This window comes from Pontibacter actiniarum (assembly GCF_003585765.1).
GTDB classification, from domain to species: domain Bacteria; phylum Bacteroidota; class Bacteroidia; order Cytophagales; family Hymenobacteraceae; genus Pontibacter; species Pontibacter actiniarum.
Map to the genome: position 1 here is coordinate 1,804,470 of NZ_CP021235.1, position 18,352 is coordinate 1,822,821.

At 50.5% G+C, this 18,352-nt stretch carries 16 protein-coding genes; 13 read left to right on the top strand and 3 right to left on the bottom strand.

Features of this window, described 5'->3' with window-relative positions; translation table 11 throughout:
• The first annotated feature begins 137 nt into the window (after window positions 1-137).
• The 8 genes from CA264_RS07830 to CA264_RS07865 all read left to right on the top strand — a co-directional run bounded on the left by CA264_RS07830 (window position 138) and on the right by CA264_RS07865 (window position 9,522).
• Entirely contained in the window at window positions 138-2,375 is a 2,238-nt protein-coding gene (locus tag CA264_RS07830; protein ID WP_025606088.1) for an ATP-dependent helicase, read from the top strand.
• A gap of 173 nt (window positions 2,376-2,548) precedes the next feature.
• Window positions 2,549-3,208 (top strand): DUF4290 domain-containing protein, encoded by a 660-nt coding sequence (locus tag CA264_RS07835; RefSeq protein WP_025606090.1) that lies wholly within the window; start codon window positions 2,549-2,551, stop codon window positions 3,206-3,208.
• A 3-nt stretch (window positions 3,209-3,211) separates the two neighbouring features.
• Window positions 3,212-4,516 carry a UDP-N-acetylglucosamine 1-carboxyvinyltransferase gene (gene murA / locus CA264_RS07840; RefSeq protein ID WP_025606092.1) on the top strand — a complete coding sequence of 435 codons (1,305 nt, stop codon included), beginning with the start codon at window positions 3,212-3,214 and terminating at the stop codon, window positions 4,514-4,516.
• 231 nt (window positions 4,517-4,747) lie between these two features.
• The gene (locus CA264_RS07845; protein ID WP_025606094.1) at window positions 4,748-5,245 is read left to right on the top strand and encodes a hypothetical protein; all 498 of its coding nucleotides are present in this window, start codon (window positions 4,748-4,750) and stop codon (window positions 5,243-5,245) included.
• A gap of 159 nt (window positions 5,246-5,404) precedes the next feature.
• Window positions 5,405-5,866 carry a lipocalin-like domain-containing protein gene (locus CA264_RS07850; protein ID WP_025606096.1) on the top strand — a complete coding sequence of 154 codons (462 nt, stop codon included), beginning with the start codon at window positions 5,405-5,407 and terminating at the stop codon, window positions 5,864-5,866.
• A gap of 127 nt (window positions 5,867-5,993) precedes the next feature.
• Complete coding sequence (locus CA264_RS07855; RefSeq protein ID WP_025606098.1) at window positions 5,994-7,070, top strand: serine hydrolase domain-containing protein; 1,077 nt, start codon at window positions 5,994-5,996, stop codon at window positions 7,068-7,070.
• Between the two features lie 65 nt (window positions 7,071-7,135).
• Entirely contained in the window at window positions 7,136-7,453 is a 318-nt protein-coding gene (locus tag CA264_RS07860; protein ID WP_025606100.1) for a hypothetical protein, read from the top strand.
• An 809-nt stretch (window positions 7,454-8,262) separates the two neighbouring features.
• Window positions 8,263-9,522, top strand: coding sequence for a serine hydrolase domain-containing protein (locus CA264_RS07865; protein WP_025606104.1), 1,260 nt, complete (start codon window positions 8,263-8,265; stop codon window positions 9,520-9,522).
• A 156-nt stretch (window positions 9,523-9,678) separates the two neighbouring features.
• On the opposite strand, the gene CA264_RS07870 is transcribed toward CA264_RS07865, so the two are convergent.
• Window positions 9,679-10,854 (bottom strand): THUMP domain-containing class I SAM-dependent RNA methyltransferase, encoded by a 1,176-nt coding sequence (locus CA264_RS07870; RefSeq protein ID WP_025606106.1) that lies wholly within the window; start codon window positions 10,852-10,854, stop codon window positions 9,679-9,681.
• A 206-nt stretch (window positions 10,855-11,060) separates the two neighbouring features.
• On the opposite strand from CA264_RS07870, the gene CA264_RS07875 reads away from it, so the two are divergent.
• From CA264_RS07875 to CA264_RS07885, 3 genes are all read left to right on the top strand, one after another.
• Window positions 11,061-12,809, top strand: coding sequence for a sodium:solute symporter family protein (locus CA264_RS07875; protein WP_025606107.1), 1,749 nt, complete (start codon window positions 11,061-11,063; stop codon window positions 12,807-12,809).
• A 171-nt stretch (window positions 12,810-12,980) separates the two neighbouring features.
• Entirely contained in the window at window positions 12,981-13,997 is a 1,017-nt protein-coding gene (gene murB / locus CA264_RS07880) for a UDP-N-acetylmuramate dehydrogenase (protein ID WP_025606109.1), read from the top strand.
• Window positions 13,998-14,092: 95 nt separating this feature from the next.
• Window positions 14,093-14,599 (top strand): lipocalin family protein, encoded by a 507-nt coding sequence (locus CA264_RS07885; protein ID WP_025606111.1) that lies wholly within the window; start codon window positions 14,093-14,095, stop codon window positions 14,597-14,599.
• 133 nt (window positions 14,600-14,732) lie between these two features.
• Here CA264_RS07885 and CA264_RS07890 read toward each other — a convergent pair whose 3' ends face one another.
• Window positions 14,733-15,641, bottom strand: coding sequence for a YihY/virulence factor BrkB family protein (locus CA264_RS07890; protein ID WP_025606113.1), 909 nt, complete (start codon window positions 15,639-15,641; stop codon window positions 14,733-14,735).
• A gap of 87 nt (window positions 15,642-15,728) precedes the next feature.
• Window positions 15,729-16,436 (bottom strand): class I SAM-dependent methyltransferase, encoded by a 708-nt coding sequence (locus CA264_RS07895; RefSeq protein ID WP_025606115.1) that lies wholly within the window; start codon window positions 16,434-16,436, stop codon window positions 15,729-15,731.
• A 232-nt stretch (window positions 16,437-16,668) separates the two neighbouring features.
• Here CA264_RS07895 and CA264_RS07900 point away from each other — a divergent pair, with 232 nt between their 5' ends.
• Window positions 16,669-17,202, top strand: coding sequence for a DinB family protein (locus CA264_RS07900; RefSeq protein ID WP_025606117.1), 534 nt, complete (start codon window positions 16,669-16,671; stop codon window positions 17,200-17,202).
• A 176-nt stretch (window positions 17,203-17,378) separates the two neighbouring features.
• Window positions 17,379-18,287: a LysR family transcriptional regulator gene (locus CA264_RS07905; RefSeq protein ID WP_025606119.1), complete on the top strand. Its 909-nt coding sequence runs from the start codon at window positions 17,379-17,381 to the stop codon at window positions 18,285-18,287.
• Window positions 18,288-18,352: the final 65 nt, after the last annotated feature.

The window sequence follows — 18,352 nt, forward strand, 5'->3', positions numbered from 1 at the left end:
CCGCCAAAGGTGTTCATCCTGAGGAGCGATTCTGCAGTGCGGGCGGTGCCCCTGGCGGAACTTAAAGCGGCTCCCGTTCTGAAAAAGGAATTGAATTCGTAAATTGCATAGATTTTTAAGCACGCGGAAGAGAAGAAATGGATTATATAAGCTTACTGAACGAGTCGCAGCGGGCGGCGGTACTGCACACCAACGGACCGGCCATGATTATTGCGGGCGCAGGATCGGGTAAAACAAGAGTACTTACCTATCGTATCGCCCACCTCATCAGCCAGGGTGTGGACCCGTTTAACATACTGGCCCTGACCTTTACCAACAAGGCGGCCAAAGAAATGCGCCACCGTATTGAGAAGGTGATCGGCAACGAGGCCAAGAACATCTGGATGGGAACCTTCCACTCGGTGTTCTCACGCATCCTCCGGGCCGAAGCCGACAAGATCGGCTACCCGAAGAGCTTCACCATCTACGACTCGGACGACTCCAAAACGCTCATTCGCAACATTGTGAAGGAGATGAACCTGGATGACAAGCTGTACAAGCCGAACGTGGTGCTCGGCCGCATCTCGTCTGCCAAAAACAAGCTGATCTCGGTAAAGCAGTACATCAACGACCCGGTAATACAGGCCGACGACGAAGCTGCCATGCGCCCTAAAATCGGCAAGATCTACGAGATGTACCAGAGCCGCTGCTTCCGTGCGGGCGCCATGGACTTTGACGACCTGCTGTTCAACACCAATGTGCTCTTCAAAGACCACCCGGACGCCCTGAACAAGTACCAGCACATCTTCCACTACGTGATGGTGGACGAGTACCAGGATACCAACTACTCCCAGTACCTGATCACCCGTAAACTGGCTGCCAAGAACCAGAACATCGTGGTGGTAGGCGACGACGCACAGTCGATCTACGCCTTCCGCGGCGCTGACATCCAGAACATCCTCAACTTTGAGCGCGACTACCCGGAGCTGCAAGTGTTTAAGCTGGAGCAGAACTACCGCTCTACCAAAAACATTGTGCACGCGGCCAACTCCGTGATCAAGCACAACCAGGCACAGCTGCGCAAAGAGGTCTTTACCGACAATGAGCAGGGCCCGCTGATCGAGGTGATCAAGGCCAACTCCGACAACGAGGAAGGCAAACTGGTGGCGACAACGATCTTCGAGGAGAAGATGAGCAACCACCTCTCCTACGACGACTTTGCCATACTTTACCGCACCAACGCGCAGTCGAGAGCCATGGAGGAGGCGCTGCGCCGCATGAACATCAAGTATAAGATCATCGGCGGCCTCTCCTTCTACCAACGCAAGGAGATCAAGGACCTGATAGCGTACCTGCGCCTGACGGTAAACCCGAACGATGAGCAGGCACTGCGCCGTGTGATCAATTACCCGAAGCGCGGCATTGGCGAGACAACGGAACAAAAGCTGTTTGTTACGGCCAACGAAACAAACCACTCCGTTTGGGAGGTAGTGCAGAACGCCGGCCAGTTTTTGGGCAACCGCGTGGGCACGGCCATAGAGAACTTCTCTATCATGATCAAGGATTTTGCCCGAATCGCGCAGAATTCGGATGCCTTTGATGTGGCCAAGCACATTGCCAAGCACTCCGGCATTGTGGACGAACTGCACCAGGATAAGACCGTGGAGGGGCTGGCCCGCTACGAAAACATACAGGAGCTCCTGAATGGTATCAAAGAGTATGTGGACGACCCGGAGAAGGACGACAAGAGCCTTGATGCCTTCCTGCAGGACATCGCCCTCATCACGGATGCCGACACCAAGGCCGATGACGATGGGGAGTTCGTTACCCTGATGACCATACACTCGGCCAAGGGCCTGGAGTTTAAGAACGTGTTTATCGTGGGGATGGAAGAGAACCTCTTCCCGAGCCAGATGATGCTCAACTCCCGGGCAGACCTGGAGGAGGAGCGCCGGCTGTTTTACGTGGCTATTACCCGTGCCGAGAAGAAACTGTACTTAACCTACGCCACCAGCCGCTACCAGTGGGGCAACCTGCGCGCCTGCGAGAAAAGCCGCTTCCTGGACGAGATAGACCCGAAGTTCATCAACTTCAAGTATGGGGAGAGCAACACCGGGGGGAACGTGTTTGACCGCGTACTGCAGCGCAAGAGCAACCTGGTAACACCGGCACCACGCAAGCAGGTAGCCAGCAACTACACCGCACCTGCCGACTTTAAACCAGACGACACCTCCACCCTGGCCGCTGGCATGAAGGTAGAGCATCCTAAGTTTGGCTTTGGCGTAGTCACAAAGATGGACACGCAGGGCAACAGCACCAAGGCCATTATCAACTTTGATGAGGTAGGCGAAAAAACACTGTTGCTGAGCTTTGCCAAGCTGCGTATACACAACTAACGATTAATTAGAAATTCTGAATTAAAAATTAGAAATTGAAGAGCGTTGTGCTCCGCTGCACGCATACTTTGCAGCTTTTATAGGGTAAAGCGAGGGCTTTATCATCTTTTAATATAGGGCTTACGTAATTTATAATTTCTAATCTCTAATTTTGACTACACTCAACAACGATAATGGAAGCTAGTACCTCTTTTAAACAAGACCTTCTGCTGCGCGAGTACGGCCGCAACGTGCAGGACCTGGTAAACTATATTACCAAACTGGAAGACCGTGATGAACGCACCAGGCTGTCGCAGCTGCTCATCAACCTGATGGCAAAGCTGAACCCCCAGCTGCGCGACACCCAGGATTACCAACAAAAGCTGTGGAACCACCTGTTTGTAATGGCTGGCTCCAACCTGGACGTTGATGCGCCCTACAAGCTTAGCGCCATGGAGTACCTGAACGACAAGCCGCAGAAAATGGAGTACCCGCTGGATACGCCGAACTTTAAGCATTACGGCAAAAATGTGGAGCTGCTGGTGCAGCGCGCCACTGAGCTGGAAGACGAGAAAGAGCGCGAGGCGGCGATTATCTCTATCGGCAAGCTCATGAAAACGCTCTACAAGTCGTACAACAAAGAGAACATTACGGACGATGTGATCCTGGGGGATATCCGCCAGATCTCCAACGGCCAGCTGGACATGGACCTGCACTACATCGAGAGCAACAACCTGTTTGAGTCTAACCCGGGCAGGCAGCAGGACAACAACAGCTTCCAGCGCTCTCAGCAGAACCAAAGCCCGCGCAACAAGAAAAATAATAATCGTTCTTCTAATCAAAGAAATAAGTAATACATGGCTTCTTTTGAAGTAATAGGCGGCAACAAGCTGAAGGGTGAGATATATCCGCAGGGGGCAAAAAACGAAGCCCTGCAGATTCTGTGCGCTGTGCTGCTAACCGCTGAACCTGTCACGATCTCCAATGTACCAGACATTCGGGATGTAAATAAATTGATCGAGCTGCTTGGGGATATGGGCGTAAAGGTGAGCCGCACGGCCCCGGACACCTATGTTTTTCAGGCAGACGATGTTAACCTTGAGTACCTGCAAACCGAAAAGTTTGTGGAGCAGGGCCGCGCTATCCGTGGCTCCGTGATGATTGTAGGACCGCTGCTGGCACGCTTTGGCGAAGCTAAAATGCCAAAGCCGGGTGGCGATAAGATTGGCCGCCGCCGGCTGGACACGCACTTTATCGGTCTGGAAAAGCTCGGCGCCAAGTTTAACTATGACACGCCGGATATTTTCTACAGCGCCACTGCAGAGCGGCTGAAAGGCGCTTATATGCTGCTGGACGAAGCCTCAGTAACCGGAACGGCCAATATCCTGATGGCTGCCGTGCTGGCCGAGGGGGTTACCACCATCTACAATGCCGCCTGCGAGCCTTATGTGCAGCAGCTTTGCCGCATGCTCATTCGCATGGGTGCCAAAATCAGCGGCACAGGCTCTAACCTGCTGGTAATTGAGGGCGTGGAGAAGCTCGGAGGCACTGAGCACCGCATGCTGCCAGACATGATTGAGATCGGCTCCTTCATAGGTTTAGCCGCCATGACGGGCTCCGAAATCACCATCAAGAACTGCCAGATACCTGAGCTTGGCCTGATTCCGGATACGTTTCAGCGCCTGGGCATTAAAATGGAGTTCCGCGGCGATGACATCTTTATTCCCGAGCAGGACCGCTATGAGGTTGACACCTATATCGACGGCAGCATCCTGAACATATCGGACCATACCTGGCCGGGGCTAACCCCGGACCTGCTGAGTGTGGCGCTGGTGGTTGCCACGCAGGCCAAAGGCACCGTGCTCATCCACCAAAAGATGTTTGAAAGCCGCCTGTTCTTTGTTGATAAGCTCATTGACATGGGCGCCCAAATCATACTTTGTGACCCGCACCGCGCTACTGTGATCGGCCTAAACAAGCAGATCCCACTGCGTGGCATCCGCATGACCTCTCCCGACATCCGTGCCGGTGTAGCGCTACTCATCGCCGCCTTATCAGCCGAAGGGAAGAGCATCATCGACAACGTAGAGCAGATTGATCGGGGCTATCAGAACATTGACGGCCGCTTAAACGCTCTTGGCGCACAGATCAGAAGGCTTTAGTCTTTTCTTAGCGGCATAAAACAGCAGCGGGAGCATCCACAAAAGGTGCTCCCGCTGCTGTTTTATATTGGCTTCCCTTTAGAGACATCTCTCACTGGCTGTTTTGAAATATTAAGTTTTTTACATACCTTCTATTAATTAAACAAGCACTTAAGCTTGTAGCTCCGACCTCCACACATTAGGCAGATAACCGGAAGAGTTCCTTTTATACAGTGATTATCCAATATTTAAATGAAAAATTTCAACGCAATTATTCTACTGTTTTCGATGATAACAGGTAGCTGTACATCATCGACCCCAACCGAAGATATAAAAATAGACTTGCAAGGAAGTTGGAGCGGCTCTTACATTGAAGAACGCGAAATAAAGATTCAACAAGAAGCAACAGCCAACGAAGATTTAGCAACAGCTTTAACGAAAAATAAAATCAAAGAAACCGTTGATTCCATAAGGTTTGATTTTCAAGGAGAGCAGTTAAATGTTTATAAAGGGGTTGAGCGGTTCTATAGTCTCAATCTACTGACAAGCGATAATGAAAATAAAGAGCTAAGTTTCATTAATGTATCGGAGCCAAAATATCTGAAGTCATTTGTGATAGAAAAAATCTCACCTGACTCTTTGATTATTAAGGAAAAGAATAATATTATCTACTTCAAAGACGGTCTTACTACTTCAGAACCAGATACAGTGGTATTGGCCCAATATTACAATTTGAAAAAAATCAAATAAAAACATTGGCTAACACTGTGTAAACATCATGCTTCGGCCGACGGCCTAGCACGTTGTTTACACGAGACCGTTGATCCATATTACATAACTTCAGCCGACTAAAAGCTTATCTTATACAATGAGTTAAAGTTTTTACCGAACCATACAGTTTATATAAAAATGAAAAAGACCTTAATCACGCCAATGATACTGCTGGTTCTTTTTATTTCTCTGTCTGCACAGCAGCACCCTCCAACTCTCATTGGTTCATGGAAACTAACAAAGAGTGAGGCTCTGGAAAAAATCAGGAATTCATCAAATTATGCAACCATGTCCGAGAAGGACAGGATAGCTTTTGATGCCCAAGCGGATTTAATGATGCAAGTGAATAAGTATGATTTTATGCCAGGCCATAAGCTCGTCTACATGGATGTGGAGCGATCCTTTATTGGTATTTCGCTTCCCGTGGAGCGGAAGGCAATTTGGGAGCTGAACGATAGTGTCATAACGATTAAGGAAACTGAAAGGCCTGTACAGAGGCAGATGAAAATCGTTACTTTAACTGACAGCACATTAGTTGTAAATCTCATCGTTGATGGTGTTGTTTCTGATGGTAAAGTATTTTTTAGATCAATTATCTAAAATTTTGCCTCCAAAAGGCTACTAGCTAAACGAGACAAAAAGTAAACTTTTTCATCCCTTTAGCATAGCTACGCCACTACAAATCGCAGCACGTTAGGCTCTACGGAAACAACCTTTACAGCAAAGTATGAAACAACTTATACTGCTAGCCTTCTTTCTAATTTCGCACATCACCTATTCACAAGGGAAAATTGAAAGCATTATAGATGCGGAATATGAAGCAGGAAGATTCAACGGTGCTCTTTTGGCTATAAAGGATGGAAGAGTTGTTTCTAAAATAAACAAAGGAAGTGCAAACATGCAGTTTGCTGTTCCCATAACAGGTCAGACGCGCATTCCCATTGCCTCCATGACGAAGACATTTACAGCCGTACTCGCGCTGCAGATGTATGAAAAATCACTTCTAAAGCTTGAAGACAGAATCTCAACCTATTTGCCTGACTTACCTCCTGATTGCCAGAACATAACAATACTAGATCTACTTACCCATCATTCAGGTTTGAAGAATGAACCACTGCAGGCGTACACCTCTCAAGCCTCTACAGAAGATTATCTAAAAAAGTATGTAACAAGGAAAGACGCAGGAACAGTTTCGTCTTTCAATTACAACAACGTTGACTATATCGTTTTGTCACGAATCTTGGAAATCGTGTCTCAAAGGCCCTTTGCCGAACTGTTGAGGTCAAATATTCTGGAGCCATTACGAATGGGAAACACTGGCGTAATAGTGGAGTCCGAAGTTATCCCAAACCTAGCTTATGGCTACCACAACTATACCTTTGGCTCAGGCAGCAAGAAAGACACACTTTATAATGATCCGTTGATTTACTTATCAAATTATACTGGCGCTGGAGCGGTGTACTCCACAACAGATGATTTGTACAGATTCGTGCAAGGGTTAAAAACAAACAAACTGCTCTCCGCTAAAACTACAGCCTCTTTTCTTACTAAACCTCAGACAGGTGCGTTCATCGAGTATGCCAGAGGCTATCCAACAATAGGATTCTACTTGAACAATAAAACATTCTCCAAACCAGTCTTGGAACGACGAGGCAGTATCAACGGATTCAATTCACTTTTGCTAATGGATAATGAATTTAAAAATGGTGTGATAATTTTAACTAATACTGACACAGGAGATTTAGAGAAGATGGGTGACCATGTTTTTCGAGAGATAGAACTACTACGCCCAACAGACCGATAGTGCGATGTAAACGCACTGTAGCAAAAATCATTGAATATTGTTATACTTATGAAAAAGGAGGTTAAATGGCAGCCGCGCTTTTGTTTTTGGTGATTCAACTTCCGTTTTTACTCCTTGGCTTCCTGATATGGCACCTGATACTTGTTTACAGAAGCGTAAACGTTAACCCTTACAAGTTTTTGAGCTTCACCATGTTGTTAGGAACAATTATTCATATAAGTATAATCTACTGTTTCCTGAAGGATGTGTTCTCTAAAGTTCAACTAGGCCAGACAGTAAATCAGGCAGTCCTTGTATTATACTTTCCATTAATTACACTGGCCTCCGTAGCTGGAGGATACATGCTGTCAAAAATCAGGTTCTCACCAGGAGACGAGGTATAGTAACGCTTAGTCTTGTTACACACAGCAAAATGGACTTTATTTTTGGATGGCTGTATTTAAGTAGTATCTCCATTGCAATGGCTCTCGTTTGCTCTTGCCTAATAAGAATCTATCACCGTTTGCTACATAGAAGAAACATCTTGTTTCTGGGGTTTGTAGTTTTTTGTGCTGCAGGAGTTACTTTTTTCGTGAACTACTACCATAACCCTTTCTTTCTCTATTGTGCGTTTTTCATGTTGTATTACCACTCCTACACCAATTTCAACTTAGGCAGGAGAAAGGCTCCCTCCTATACTTTTCTATGGTGTGTTGCCTTCTCCTTCGCGTTTACGCCAGTGTTACTGTTTGCTATAGCACATGACTTGAAGTTTTATTTCCCTCTTTGGCAATTTGCAGTTGCTCTGAGCTTTTTAGCTGTTCTATGTACTCATCTTTCCGTGGAATTTATTTATCCCAAGTGGCTTCAGGAAAACTGGTGAAGTCACAGCCTGCATAAGTTCGCAACATGTATCTAACTGCTAAGGCATTAACTATTCTAAAAGCCTAAAGCTCATTTGCGCACTCTTTAGCAAAAACGTTCACAGCAATGTGAAAGGGGAAATTAGAAAATGTTAACCCTTTACTGGACCAAGAAGATAAACTAGTGAAAGTAGCAGCTAATCACCACCCTTCGGCCAATGGTTTCACCCATTGGTTGTACTAGCCGTTTGCCGTTAAGAAAATGAAAATACTTTCATTGCACAGCTACCTTTAGGCACAGCACCCAAAAGGGTTTAATTCAAAATAAAATGTTTAGTAAGCCGTAGAATATGAAGAGATTACTTTCACTTGGACTTGTTGCTTTTATACTTAGCTCCTGCAGTACAACGAAGAACTTACATTCAGAGGAGTTTGTGCAAACCCAAAATGAGTTAACGGAAAAGTTGACTCAGATAAGTAAAACAGCAAGTTTTAACGGCTTTGGCGTAGCTTTAGTAAACGACGAAGAAGTGCTGTACCAAAACGGATTCGGGGTTACGAATAGCAACACAAACGCCAAGTACACAGAAAACACCGTTCAAAATGTTGCCTCTGTCTCTAAGACCGTCCTTGGTCTTGCCATTCTCAAAGCGCAGGAACTAGGCAAACTCACCTTAGATGATCCGGTCAATACCTTTCTCTCCTTCAACGTAAGCAATCCAGAATACCCAGACGTACCCATCACCATCCGGCACCTGGTCACGCATACGTCTTCTATTGTAGATACAGAAGATTACCTTTCCAGAAACGTGGTCCTGAAAGACACCGTAAACCTGGCTCGCAATCTTAACATCGATATTTCGCCAACAAGGTTTAACCCTCCATCAGCTAAAACCTCCTTAGAAGACTTCCTGAAACACCTGCTTGCTACCGATGGAGACTGGTACGCCAGAGAAGGGTTCTCCAACAGTAAACCCGGGAGCTTGTATGCGTACTCAAATGTTGGGACCTCACTCGCCGCATTGGTCTTGGAGAAAGCGACAGGTATGACTTATGATGCCTTTACGACACAGTACATCTTACGCCCTTTGGAGATGCATTCATCGGGCTGGAGTTTCAAGGCCATTGATTTCTCTTCCTACTCCCCCACTTATCAGAACAAAACAACCCCCTACCCCTACTACTCTCTTATTGGTTACCCTGACGGCGGATTGCTAACCACGGGTTCAGACATGAGCAAGTACGTTCTGGAACTCCTGAAAGGGTACTTTGGCAAGGGAACCATCCTTTCCCGGCAGAGCTACAAAGAGTACTTTACACCACAGCTTGCGGCAGAGAACTTCATTGACAGGAGTACCAGTGAGTACAGTGACGAGTACAACATGGGCATTACGATGGGCTTCGGTTCTACAGGAAACTTCGGGCACACCGGCGGCGACCCAGGCATGTTCTCTGTGATTTGGTTTTTCAAAGACAGAAGAATGGGCCGATACTTTATAGTAAACACCGATTGGGATACTAAATTCTCTGGCAAAGACCAGAAGGCGATCTATGATTTGCTCGACGAGTATTATATAAAGCTAAACAGCCTGAGCAAAGCGAAAAAGTAGTGCCTGCAAGTACAGCTACGAAACATTTACCCTTGGCACGCTCCATCTACTTGGTTTAAGCAATGCTCCGCCCAGCCCTCGCTTTACTGCGGGCTTCGGCGAAACAAACAGGCCACCAAACAAGAGGCACAGCCGTCTTAAAACAAGATTGAAACCTTACTTCTCCCCTCCTTTGCGGCTGCCCCTGTATAGTTCATACTTCAGCAAACGGCACTCAATAGAGCCATTGTAAAGCGGCACACGGCGCGAGGTGCGCAGGCCCACATTTTTGGCGGCCTCCAGGTTGCCTGTAAACACAAAGGCATCGTACCCCTGGTAGTTCTGCTTAAGCGTATCGCCTATGTTTTTGTAAAGCAGGTTGATATCGTCGGATTGTATACGCTCGTTGTAAGGCGGGTTCATCACCACAACGCCCTGCTCTGAAGGAGAGCTGGTCTGGAAAAAGTTAGCCTGCTCCAGTTTGATGATGTTTTGCAGGCCGGCGTTTTCAATGTTTCCGCGGGCTGCTTCTATGTAATCCGCATCCAGGTCATACCCGATAATCTCGGCCTGTGCTACAGTTTTCGCCTTGGCCTCGGCCGTGGTCCAAACCATTTCGAAAAGGGCCTCATTGTAGTCTTTCCACTTCTCAAAGCCATAGGGGTCGCGGCGGAAAAGGCCGGGGGCCATGTTCTGCGCCATCAGCGCCGCCTCGATCAGGAAAGTACCGGAGCCGCACATCGGGTCGATAAACGTGGACTTGCGGTCCCAGCCCGAAAGCGCGATGATACCGGCAGCCAACACCTCGTTCAGGGGTGCTACGTTCGTCTGCAGGCGGTAACCGCGCCGGTGCAGCGAGTCGCCGGAGGAGTCCAGCGACAGCGTAACCATGTTCTCGTGCATGTGCAGGTTCAGGCGCACGTCAGGCCGAACACGGTCCACGGAGGGGCGCTCGCCCGTTTTCTTGCGGAACTGGTCCACGATGGCATCCTTAGCAAGCTGCGACACATACAGCGAGTGCTCGAAAGTAGAATGGCTCACCACCGCATCGATGGCGAAGGTCATGCCCAGGTCCATGATCTCGGTCCAGTCTGTTTTTTGCACCTGCTCGTAAAGATCTTTCTCATCGCGGGCCTTAAAGTTGCGGATGGGCTTGAGCACGCGGATCGCGGTGCGGCACCAGAGGTTTGCCTCGTAAAGCTGACGCAGGTTGCCGGAGCAGGAAACAGCGCGGTTCCCCACCTTGATAAACTCCATATCCAGCGCTTGCAGCTCCTCTGCCAGCACCTCCTCTAAACCAGCCAGTGTGGTAACCGTGATGTTAAAGTTCTCTTTCGAAATGTTCTTCGCCATACTTTCTACTTTCTAAAGCCACAAAGTTAGCATTTCGTGCGGTATGGCACAGGGCTTTCTTTCAGCTGCCGCCCAAACTATTTTTATTTCATCGTGATAACTTTGACCATTCACTTTCAACTATATCGAGCTTTTCTTATTTTGTGCGCCTTTAGCAGGCTGTGTTAAGTAGCGGCCCGCAAAATATTCACCCTTAAAACACTCTCATGCACCTCGACCTGATTGACTGGATCGTGATGGGCGCTTTCGCCCTCATTACCCTTGTAATTGGTATTAGCTACACAGGCAAGGCCAGTGGCAGTATGGCCAACTTCTTCCTTGGCGGCCGTAACCTGCCCTGGTGGATTGCCGGCACCTCCATGGTGGCCACCACTTTTGCCGCCGACACCCCGCTTGCCGTAACAGAGCTTGTAGCGCAAAGCGGTATCTCCGGCAACTGGCTTTGGTGGAACATGCTGCTCGGCGGCCTGCTTACCACGTTCTTTTTTGCCCGCCTCTGGCGCCGTGCCGGTATCATTACCGACCTGGAGTTTATTGAGCTGCGCTACTCCGGCAAGCCCGCTTCGTTTTTGCGCGGCTTTCGCTCCATTTACCTGGGCATATTCATGAACAGCCTCATCATTGGCTGGGTAAACGTGGCCCTGATGTCTATTATTGAGGTGTTTTTTGAAGTACCAAAGGGAGAGCAGCTGATCTACGTTGGCATTGCCATGGTTATCGTAGTGGCCTACTCCTCTATGTCCGGTTTGCTGGGCGTGGCGATAACTGACGTTATCCAGTTTGTGATCGCTATTGTAGGCTGTATCATCCTGGCGTACCTGGTTATAGATTCTGAGCAGATCGGCGGCATAGCCGGCCTGAAGGAAAAACTCCCGCCTGCCACCCTGGACTACTTCCCGAACGTAGGCTCCGGCAGTGAGATAGGGCAAACGCTTACCCTCTCGCTGGGGGCTTTCCTGGCCTTCACGACGGCACAGTGGTGGGCCAGCTGGTACCCGGGCAACGAGCCTGGCGGCGGCGGTTATATCGCGCAGCGAATGATGAGTACGAAAAACGAGAAGCATGCCCTGTACGCCACGCTGTTCTTCCAGATCGGCCACTACTGCATCCGCCCTTGGCCATGGATTTTGGTGGCGCTGGCTGCTGTCGTGCTTTACCCTAACCTGGGGCCCGGAAACGAAAAGCTGGGCTATGTTATGGCCATGAAAGACTTTCTCCCTCCGGGGCTGAAAGGGCTGCTGCTGGTGGCGTTCTTTGCCGCCTACATGAGCACCATCTCCACACAGCTTAACTGGGGAGCCAGCTATATTATCAACGACTTCTACGCCCGCTTTATTAAGCCGGATGCCGGCCAGAAAGAGCTGGTAACCGCTTCCCGTATCACAACGCTGCTGCTTATGATCGTGTCGCTGGCTGTAACCACGCAGATTACCTCTATTGCCGCCGTCTGGAAGTTTATCATGGAGGCGGGTGCCGGTCTTGGCCTCGTGCTTATCCTGCGCTGGTACTGGTGGCGCATCAACGCCTGGAGCGAAATTGCCGCCACCATTGCCCCTTTCATCGGCTACGGTGTGGCAAAGTACGTGATCGGTTGGGAGTTCCCGGACAGCTTCTTCCTGACGGTGGGCTTTACCACGGTTGCCTGGATTGTGGCCACATACGTGACGCGCCCGACGCCGAAGGAGAAACTGCAGGCATTTTATGAGAAGATTCAGCCGGACGGTGCCTGGGCGCCTGTTCGCAAATCGCTGGGGCTACCCAAGCCGAAGACCAAAGTATACCACCTGCTGGTAGCCTGGATTGCCGCCGTGGTAATGGTTTACTCAACGCTTTTCCTTATCGGCGACCTTATCTTCCAGAACTACCCGCGCTTTGCCATGTGGCTTGTTTCAGCCGTGGTGGCGTTGGTGGTGATGATCGTGATGTCGAAGCGTGTGAAATTCTTCGATGACTAAGGCCCCCGAAACATATCTTAAAAAGAGAAATCCCCTCCAAGAGGGGATTTCTCTTTTTAGGGGTACAGCTAAAGGGTTTGTAGAAAAATCAGCGCATCTCCGTTGCAGCACTGCGAGCATCATTCGGAACTCGAAACGCAAAAGCCTATCTTTGCAGCAAAACACCCGCTTATGAAACTGCAGACAAATATCTCTCTAAAGCCCTTCAACACCTTTGGCATGGACGCAAAAGCAAAGTTCTTCGCCCGCTTCGAGACGGTGCAGGAACTGCAGGAGCTGCTGCAAATGCCGGAGCTACAGCAGGAGCCAAAGCTTATACTTGGCGGCGGCAGCAATTTGCTCCTGACCAAAGACTATGAGGGCGTGGTACTGCAGAACGGCATCAAAGGCATTGTGAAGCAGCGCGAGGATGAGGACTTTGTGTACCTGCAGGCTGGCGGCGGCGAAGTATGGCACGACTTTGTTCTGCACACGTTGCGCCTGAACCTGGGCGGCATCGAAAACCTGTCGCTGATACCGGGCACTGTCGGCGCTGCGCCCCTGCAGAACATCGGCGCCTATGGAGTGGAACTGAAGGATGTATTTGAAGAACTGGAGGCCGTGCACATCGAAACAGGTGAGGTACGGCTTTTTGACACCAGTGCCTGCCGTTTCGGCTACCGCGAGAGCGTCTTTAAGAATGACCTAAAAGGGCAGTTTATCGTTACCCACGTCACGTTTAAGCTGCACAAGCACCACAAGCCGAACACCTCCTACGGCGCTATTTCAAGTACGCTGGAGGAAATGCAGGTGCAACAACCCAGCATCCAGGACATCAGCGCGGCAGTGTGCCACATCCGCCAGAGCAAGCTCCCGGACCCAAAGCAAATCGGCAACGCCGGAAGCTTTTTCAAAAACCCGGAAATACAGCTCACCCAGTACCAGGCGCTGCAAAAGCAGTACCCTGCCATGCCCTCCTACCCTGTTTCCGACACCACAGTAAAAGTGCCGGCCGGGTGGCTGATCGAGCAGTGCGGCTGGAAAGGAAAAGTAATCGGGAACTACGGCGTGCATAAAAACCAGGCACTGGTACTGGTAAACTACGGTGGGGCCAGGGGCGCAGACATTCAGCAACTGGCTTTCGACGTCATCCAGTCCGTGGAAGACAAGTTCGGCATCAGGCTGCACCCCGAAGTGAACATAATATAGCAACCCGCGGGCACCAGGGCAAAAATGTTTCCGAATGCCTAAACCATTTTGCTGTTGCTGCGCTATACCTGCTATACTTAAAACTTATCAATCCCATGCATCTGAGAAAATACCTCCTGTACTTTTCACTCTTATTGAGCGTGAACCTGCTCGTATCCTGCGATGATGACGACGATGAAGACACTACACCCAACAAAACAGACATGCTTGTGTCGGGCGAGTGGAGGGGAGACCAAATTAGGCTGAATGGCACCAACCCGGCTAACATACCCGGTATCGGCAACAACGCCAACGCGTTCCAGACGCTGGTCCTGGACTTTGAGGAAGACAACACCTACACAGCCAATTTCACAGCGGGCGGCCAGCCCCAAAGCTTTGACGGCACCTGGGAGCTTAACAGCGACCAGAGCAAAATCACGCTTGACACCTTTGGCGAGCTGGACGTTGAAACACTGACAGAAGAGGACCTGGAGGTTACCACCACCCTCGAAACAAGCGAGATCGCCATTCTGGCGGAGATCTTCGGGGTTGACCCGGCACTGATCCAGCTTTTTACAGGCGGCAACGCAATCGATACCGAAATGCAGTTTGTGAAGCAGTAACCGCTGCCTGCGCAAAAACTATAAAAGCCGCAGCCCTGCCCCCGTGCAGCGCTGCGGCTTTTCGTTTTATACTTCCTACAGGCCCGGCAGCTCTACCTGCTGCTGCACCGAAACCAAACATAGCTGCTGTAGCCTACCCTTCCTTCTCTACCTCATGCGTCTCTACTTTCACGGCATTGTCCTGCGGCTGGATGCCCCGGTCGTGCTCCCTTGAGAAAACCTGGGTAAACTCAGCCCCCAGCAGGAAAATAATAGAGGCATAGTACACCCAGACCAGGATCAGCACCAGGGAGCCAGCGGCCCCGTAGGTATCGGCAAGCGGGTTGTGCTGGAAGTAGATGTTGAGGACGTACTTGCCCAGCACAAACAGCACAGCCGTTACCGTAGCCCCCACCCACACGTTGGGCCACCTGATCTTGGCATCGGGCAGCACTTTGAAGATAGCGGCAAATATCGCGATGCTGATGAGTACCGACACCACCACGTTTCCTGCTGTGATCAGGTATACCGCCACGCCCGAAAACTGCTCCCGGAGGTAATCGTTTATCAGCCCCATCACCACATCCACAGCCAGCGACACCAACAGCAAAAAGCCCAGGCTAACCACCATGGCAAGCGACAGCACCCGCTCAACAACCAGCTTTACCCAGCCCCGCTCCGGCTTTGCCTTTACTTCCCATATCTTGTTCAGGGAGTCCTGCAGCGCCACGAAAACCGTGGTGGCCGTAAAAATCATGGTGCTCACGCCTATGATGGTGCCGACCGTTGTGGCAGAAGACTGGTCGGCGTTTTCGACAATGCTCTGGATCTGCTGCGCGCTGCTTCGGCCTATGATGCCGCCAATCTGTTTCGCCAGCTCCCCCCGCACGGCCTCTTCTCCGAAGGCGGCCCCGGCAATGCGGATGGTGATAATGAGCACAGCCGGGAGGGAGAAGATGGTATAAAAGCCGATAATGGCGGCATAGTCCAGGGGTGCGTCGTCTACGAACTCCTTAAAGGTTCGCTTGGTCAGGTTCCAGGTGAGTTTTACTTTCGGGTTCATGGCTTTGATGTTCTGCTTTAGCTGCAGCCAAAACTGCAGGTATACAGAGTACTCTTACGGCACATGAAAAACAACGATACCTTAAAGCTACGGCAACGCCAGGCGCGCCAGGAAATTGCCGGCCTCCCCCTCCAGCAACAGCTCAAAAGTATACCCGTGCAGCCCGGCGTAATCCTCCAGTATGGCAGGATCAATGAAAAGCCAGTTAAACCAGCCGCTCTGCTGCTCTTTGTACACCATGTTATACTTCACCTCGCCATAGTAACCGGCATTCAGGTCCAACAGCACCGAGCCGTCCTCATCCTCATACATGTACAGTATGTCAGATGACTCCAGCAAAATCTGCCCGCCCGGTTTCAGGAGCGTTTTGGCATGCTCCAGGAAGCACTCCAGCCCCTGCAGGTTGCCCGCAATGCCGATACCGTTCATGAGCATCAGCAGCGTATCGTACTGCTGCCCCTCCAGCGTAAACACATCCTGGTGCAGCACCTGCTGCACGCCTTGCTGCCGCATTGCCTCCACAGCGCCAGCAGAGATATCGAGGGCCGCCACGGCCACCCCGCGCTGCTGCAGCGCCAGTGTGTGGCAGCCGGCGCCGGCGCCTACGTCCAACACTGCGCCCCGGCACTGCTCCAGGGCAAGCACCTCCAGTTCCGGCATCTCCTCCTCCGTACGGAAAAGGTAGTGTACCGGCATCTCATCATCCTCTGCCAGGCTGTTCTCTACCGTGATCTTGGCATTTTCGGCACCTGCGAGGTAATCCAGCACAGCCGCGCCTATAGGGTCATTGTTCATCTACACGAAAGTTAAGGCTGCAATTTCGGCACAAAAGGCTAATGTTGAAACCTGAATTTATACTTATACCATTTTAATTTAAGCAGGCAAACACACATAAAACACAGCACCAGCCGTTTATAAAAAAACCAGATATCAGCCATATTGTATATATGCCAAAGTTGCGTAGATTTAGGTATTGACGAAGAGGCCAAAACACATGACACAGAGCGTTTATAGTCTGAACATTCTTATGAACCCACAACTGGAAAACAAATACCTCCGCCTGGAAGCGTCTCGCAACCGCCTGCTGGACGAGCTGGAGGCACTGGACGAGCAACAGCTGAACACGGCCCCGGCGGAAGGGAAATGGAGTATAAACCAGCATGTGGCGCACCTGGTGCTGGTAGACGAGCAAACGCTGAGCTACATACAGCACAAGCTGCAACAGCAGGACACACTGGAGCCTTCTACCTTTTCCTGTGCCGTTAAAGCTTTTATACTGAAGCTGGCGCTCATATCGGGCCGCAAGTATAAGGCACCGGCCCCTGTTGCCACTGTACCGGACTACGCCCAGCTACAGCACCTCCGCCAGCAGTGGGATGCGGTCCGCTTTAACCTGGAAGACGTGCTGACGGAGCTGCCGCCCAACCTGGTGGACAAATGCCTCTTTAAGCACCCTTATGTGGGTCCGCTCAACATGTTGCAAACCCTCTCCTTTCTGCAGGACCACTTCGACCACCATCAGCGCGCCATGCAGGCACAGGCAGAGGCTCTGGTAAGATAAACACAGCCTCTGAGGGTTCAGGTAAAAGACCACTGCCAGCACGCCTACTTTTTACTGCACTTGCCTTTGAAGCTGTCGCGCCTTAAGTTTGCTTTTATCAGGCAGAAAGGGTGCAGTGCCAGTTCTCCAACCGGCCTTCTGCAGCGAGAGGGCCGCCGATGTTATTTCTACACCAGATGCTTTCTCAACGCCACGAGATATTTTTTGAAGTAGCCCGCCTGCTCAGCTTTACCAAAGCCAGCCAGGCACTTTTCATCAGCCAGTCGGCCATAAGCAAACACGTAAAGGCGCTGGAGGAGTACTATAAGGTCGGGCTTTTTAACCGGCACGGCAACCACGTGAGCCTGACGCCTGCCGGTACGCTGCTGTACCGCAAGCTGCTGCTGGCCCGGCAACTGCAGCACGAGCTGTATGAGGAGCTTAAGAGCGTAAGCACGGACTTTTCCCCCCAGGTACGCATGGTTATTGGCTCCAGCACCACCATCTCGCTTTATATATTGCCGCCGGTGCTCTCCGCCTACCTGGCGCAGAACCCCAATGTGCAGATCACGCTGAAGAACAGGAACTCGGAGAACATCCTCAAGGCCCTTGTAGACCATGAGATTGACCTAGGGATCATTGAGGGCATAAACAAAGTCAGCAATGTTACCTACACCCCTTTCATGAAGGATGAGGTGATACCGGTATGTTCCGCCGGCAACCCGCTGCGCCACCAACAGCTGCACCAACAGGACCTGTACAACATCCCGCTGGCCCTGCGCGAGTACGGTTCCGGCACGCTCGCCGTGCTGGAGGAGGCGCTGCTGCAGAAGGGAATCCGCCTCAACGACATCCCCGTAAAAATACGGCTGGGGGGCACAGAGGCACTCAAGAACTTTGTTCGTGCCGATAACACCTGCCTCTCCTTCCTCCCGCGCCCCGCTGTGCTAAAGGAGCTGGTTTCGGGTGAGCTTGTGGAGCTGCAGGTGAAGGACCTGCAGGTTGGGCGCACCTTCTACTTTATCCAGCGCAAGGGCAGCGAAAACGATCTGCTGTTTAAGAACTTTATGCGCTTCACCAAAATGCACTATTCCAAAACAGAATAGCCTATTCCGAAATACCATTTGATATATTCATAGTTAAGCGGCTATTTGGCGTAAACAACCTTAAC

Bases quoted from the DNA above. Each gene is read 5' to 3' on its own strand.
- CA264_RS07830 (WP_025606088.1), top strand. From the start codon at position 138: ATGGATTATATAAGCTTACTGAACGAGTCGCAGCGGGCGGCGGTACTG.
- CA264_RS07835 (WP_025606090.1), top strand. From the start codon at position 2,549: ATGGAAGCTAGTACCTCTTTTAAACAAGACCTTCTGCTGCGCGAGTAC.
- murA (WP_025606092.1), top strand. From the start codon at position 3,212: ATGGCTTCTTTTGAAGTAATAGGCGGCAACAAGCTGAAGGGTGAGATA.
- CA264_RS07845 (WP_025606094.1), top strand. From the start codon at position 4,748: ATGAAAAATTTCAACGCAATTATTCTACTGTTTTCGATGATAACAGGT.
- CA264_RS07850 (WP_025606096.1), top strand. From the start codon at position 5,405: ATGAAAAAGACCTTAATCACGCCAATGATACTGCTGGTTCTTTTTATT.
- CA264_RS07855 (WP_025606098.1), top strand. From the start codon at position 5,994: ATGAAACAACTTATACTGCTAGCCTTCTTTCTAATTTCGCACATCACC.
- CA264_RS07860 (WP_025606100.1), top strand. From the start codon at position 7,136: ATGGCAGCCGCGCTTTTGTTTTTGGTGATTCAACTTCCGTTTTTACTC.
- CA264_RS07865 (WP_025606104.1), top strand. From the start codon at position 8,263: ATGAAGAGATTACTTTCACTTGGACTTGTTGCTTTTATACTTAGCTCC.
- CA264_RS07870 (WP_025606106.1), bottom strand. From the start codon at position 10,854: ATGGCGAAGAACATTTCGAAAGAGAACTTTAACATCACGGTTACCACA.
- CA264_RS07875 (WP_025606107.1), top strand. From the start codon at position 11,061: ATGCACCTCGACCTGATTGACTGGATCGTGATGGGCGCTTTCGCCCTC.
- murB (WP_025606109.1), top strand. From the start codon at position 12,981: ATGAAACTGCAGACAAATATCTCTCTAAAGCCCTTCAACACCTTTGGC.
- CA264_RS07885 (WP_025606111.1), top strand. From the start codon at position 14,093: ATGCATCTGAGAAAATACCTCCTGTACTTTTCACTCTTATTGAGCGTG.
- CA264_RS07890 (WP_025606113.1), bottom strand. From the start codon at position 15,641: ATGAACCCGAAAGTAAAACTCACCTGGAACCTGACCAAGCGAACCTTT.
- CA264_RS07895 (WP_025606115.1), bottom strand. From the start codon at position 16,436: ATGAACAATGACCCTATAGGCGCGGCTGTGCTGGATTACCTCGCAGGT.
- CA264_RS07900 (WP_025606117.1), top strand. From the start codon at position 16,669: ATGAACCCACAACTGGAAAACAAATACCTCCGCCTGGAAGCGTCTCGC.
- CA264_RS07905 (WP_025606119.1), top strand. From the start codon at position 17,379: ATGCTTTCTCAACGCCACGAGATATTTTTTGAAGTAGCCCGCCTGCTC.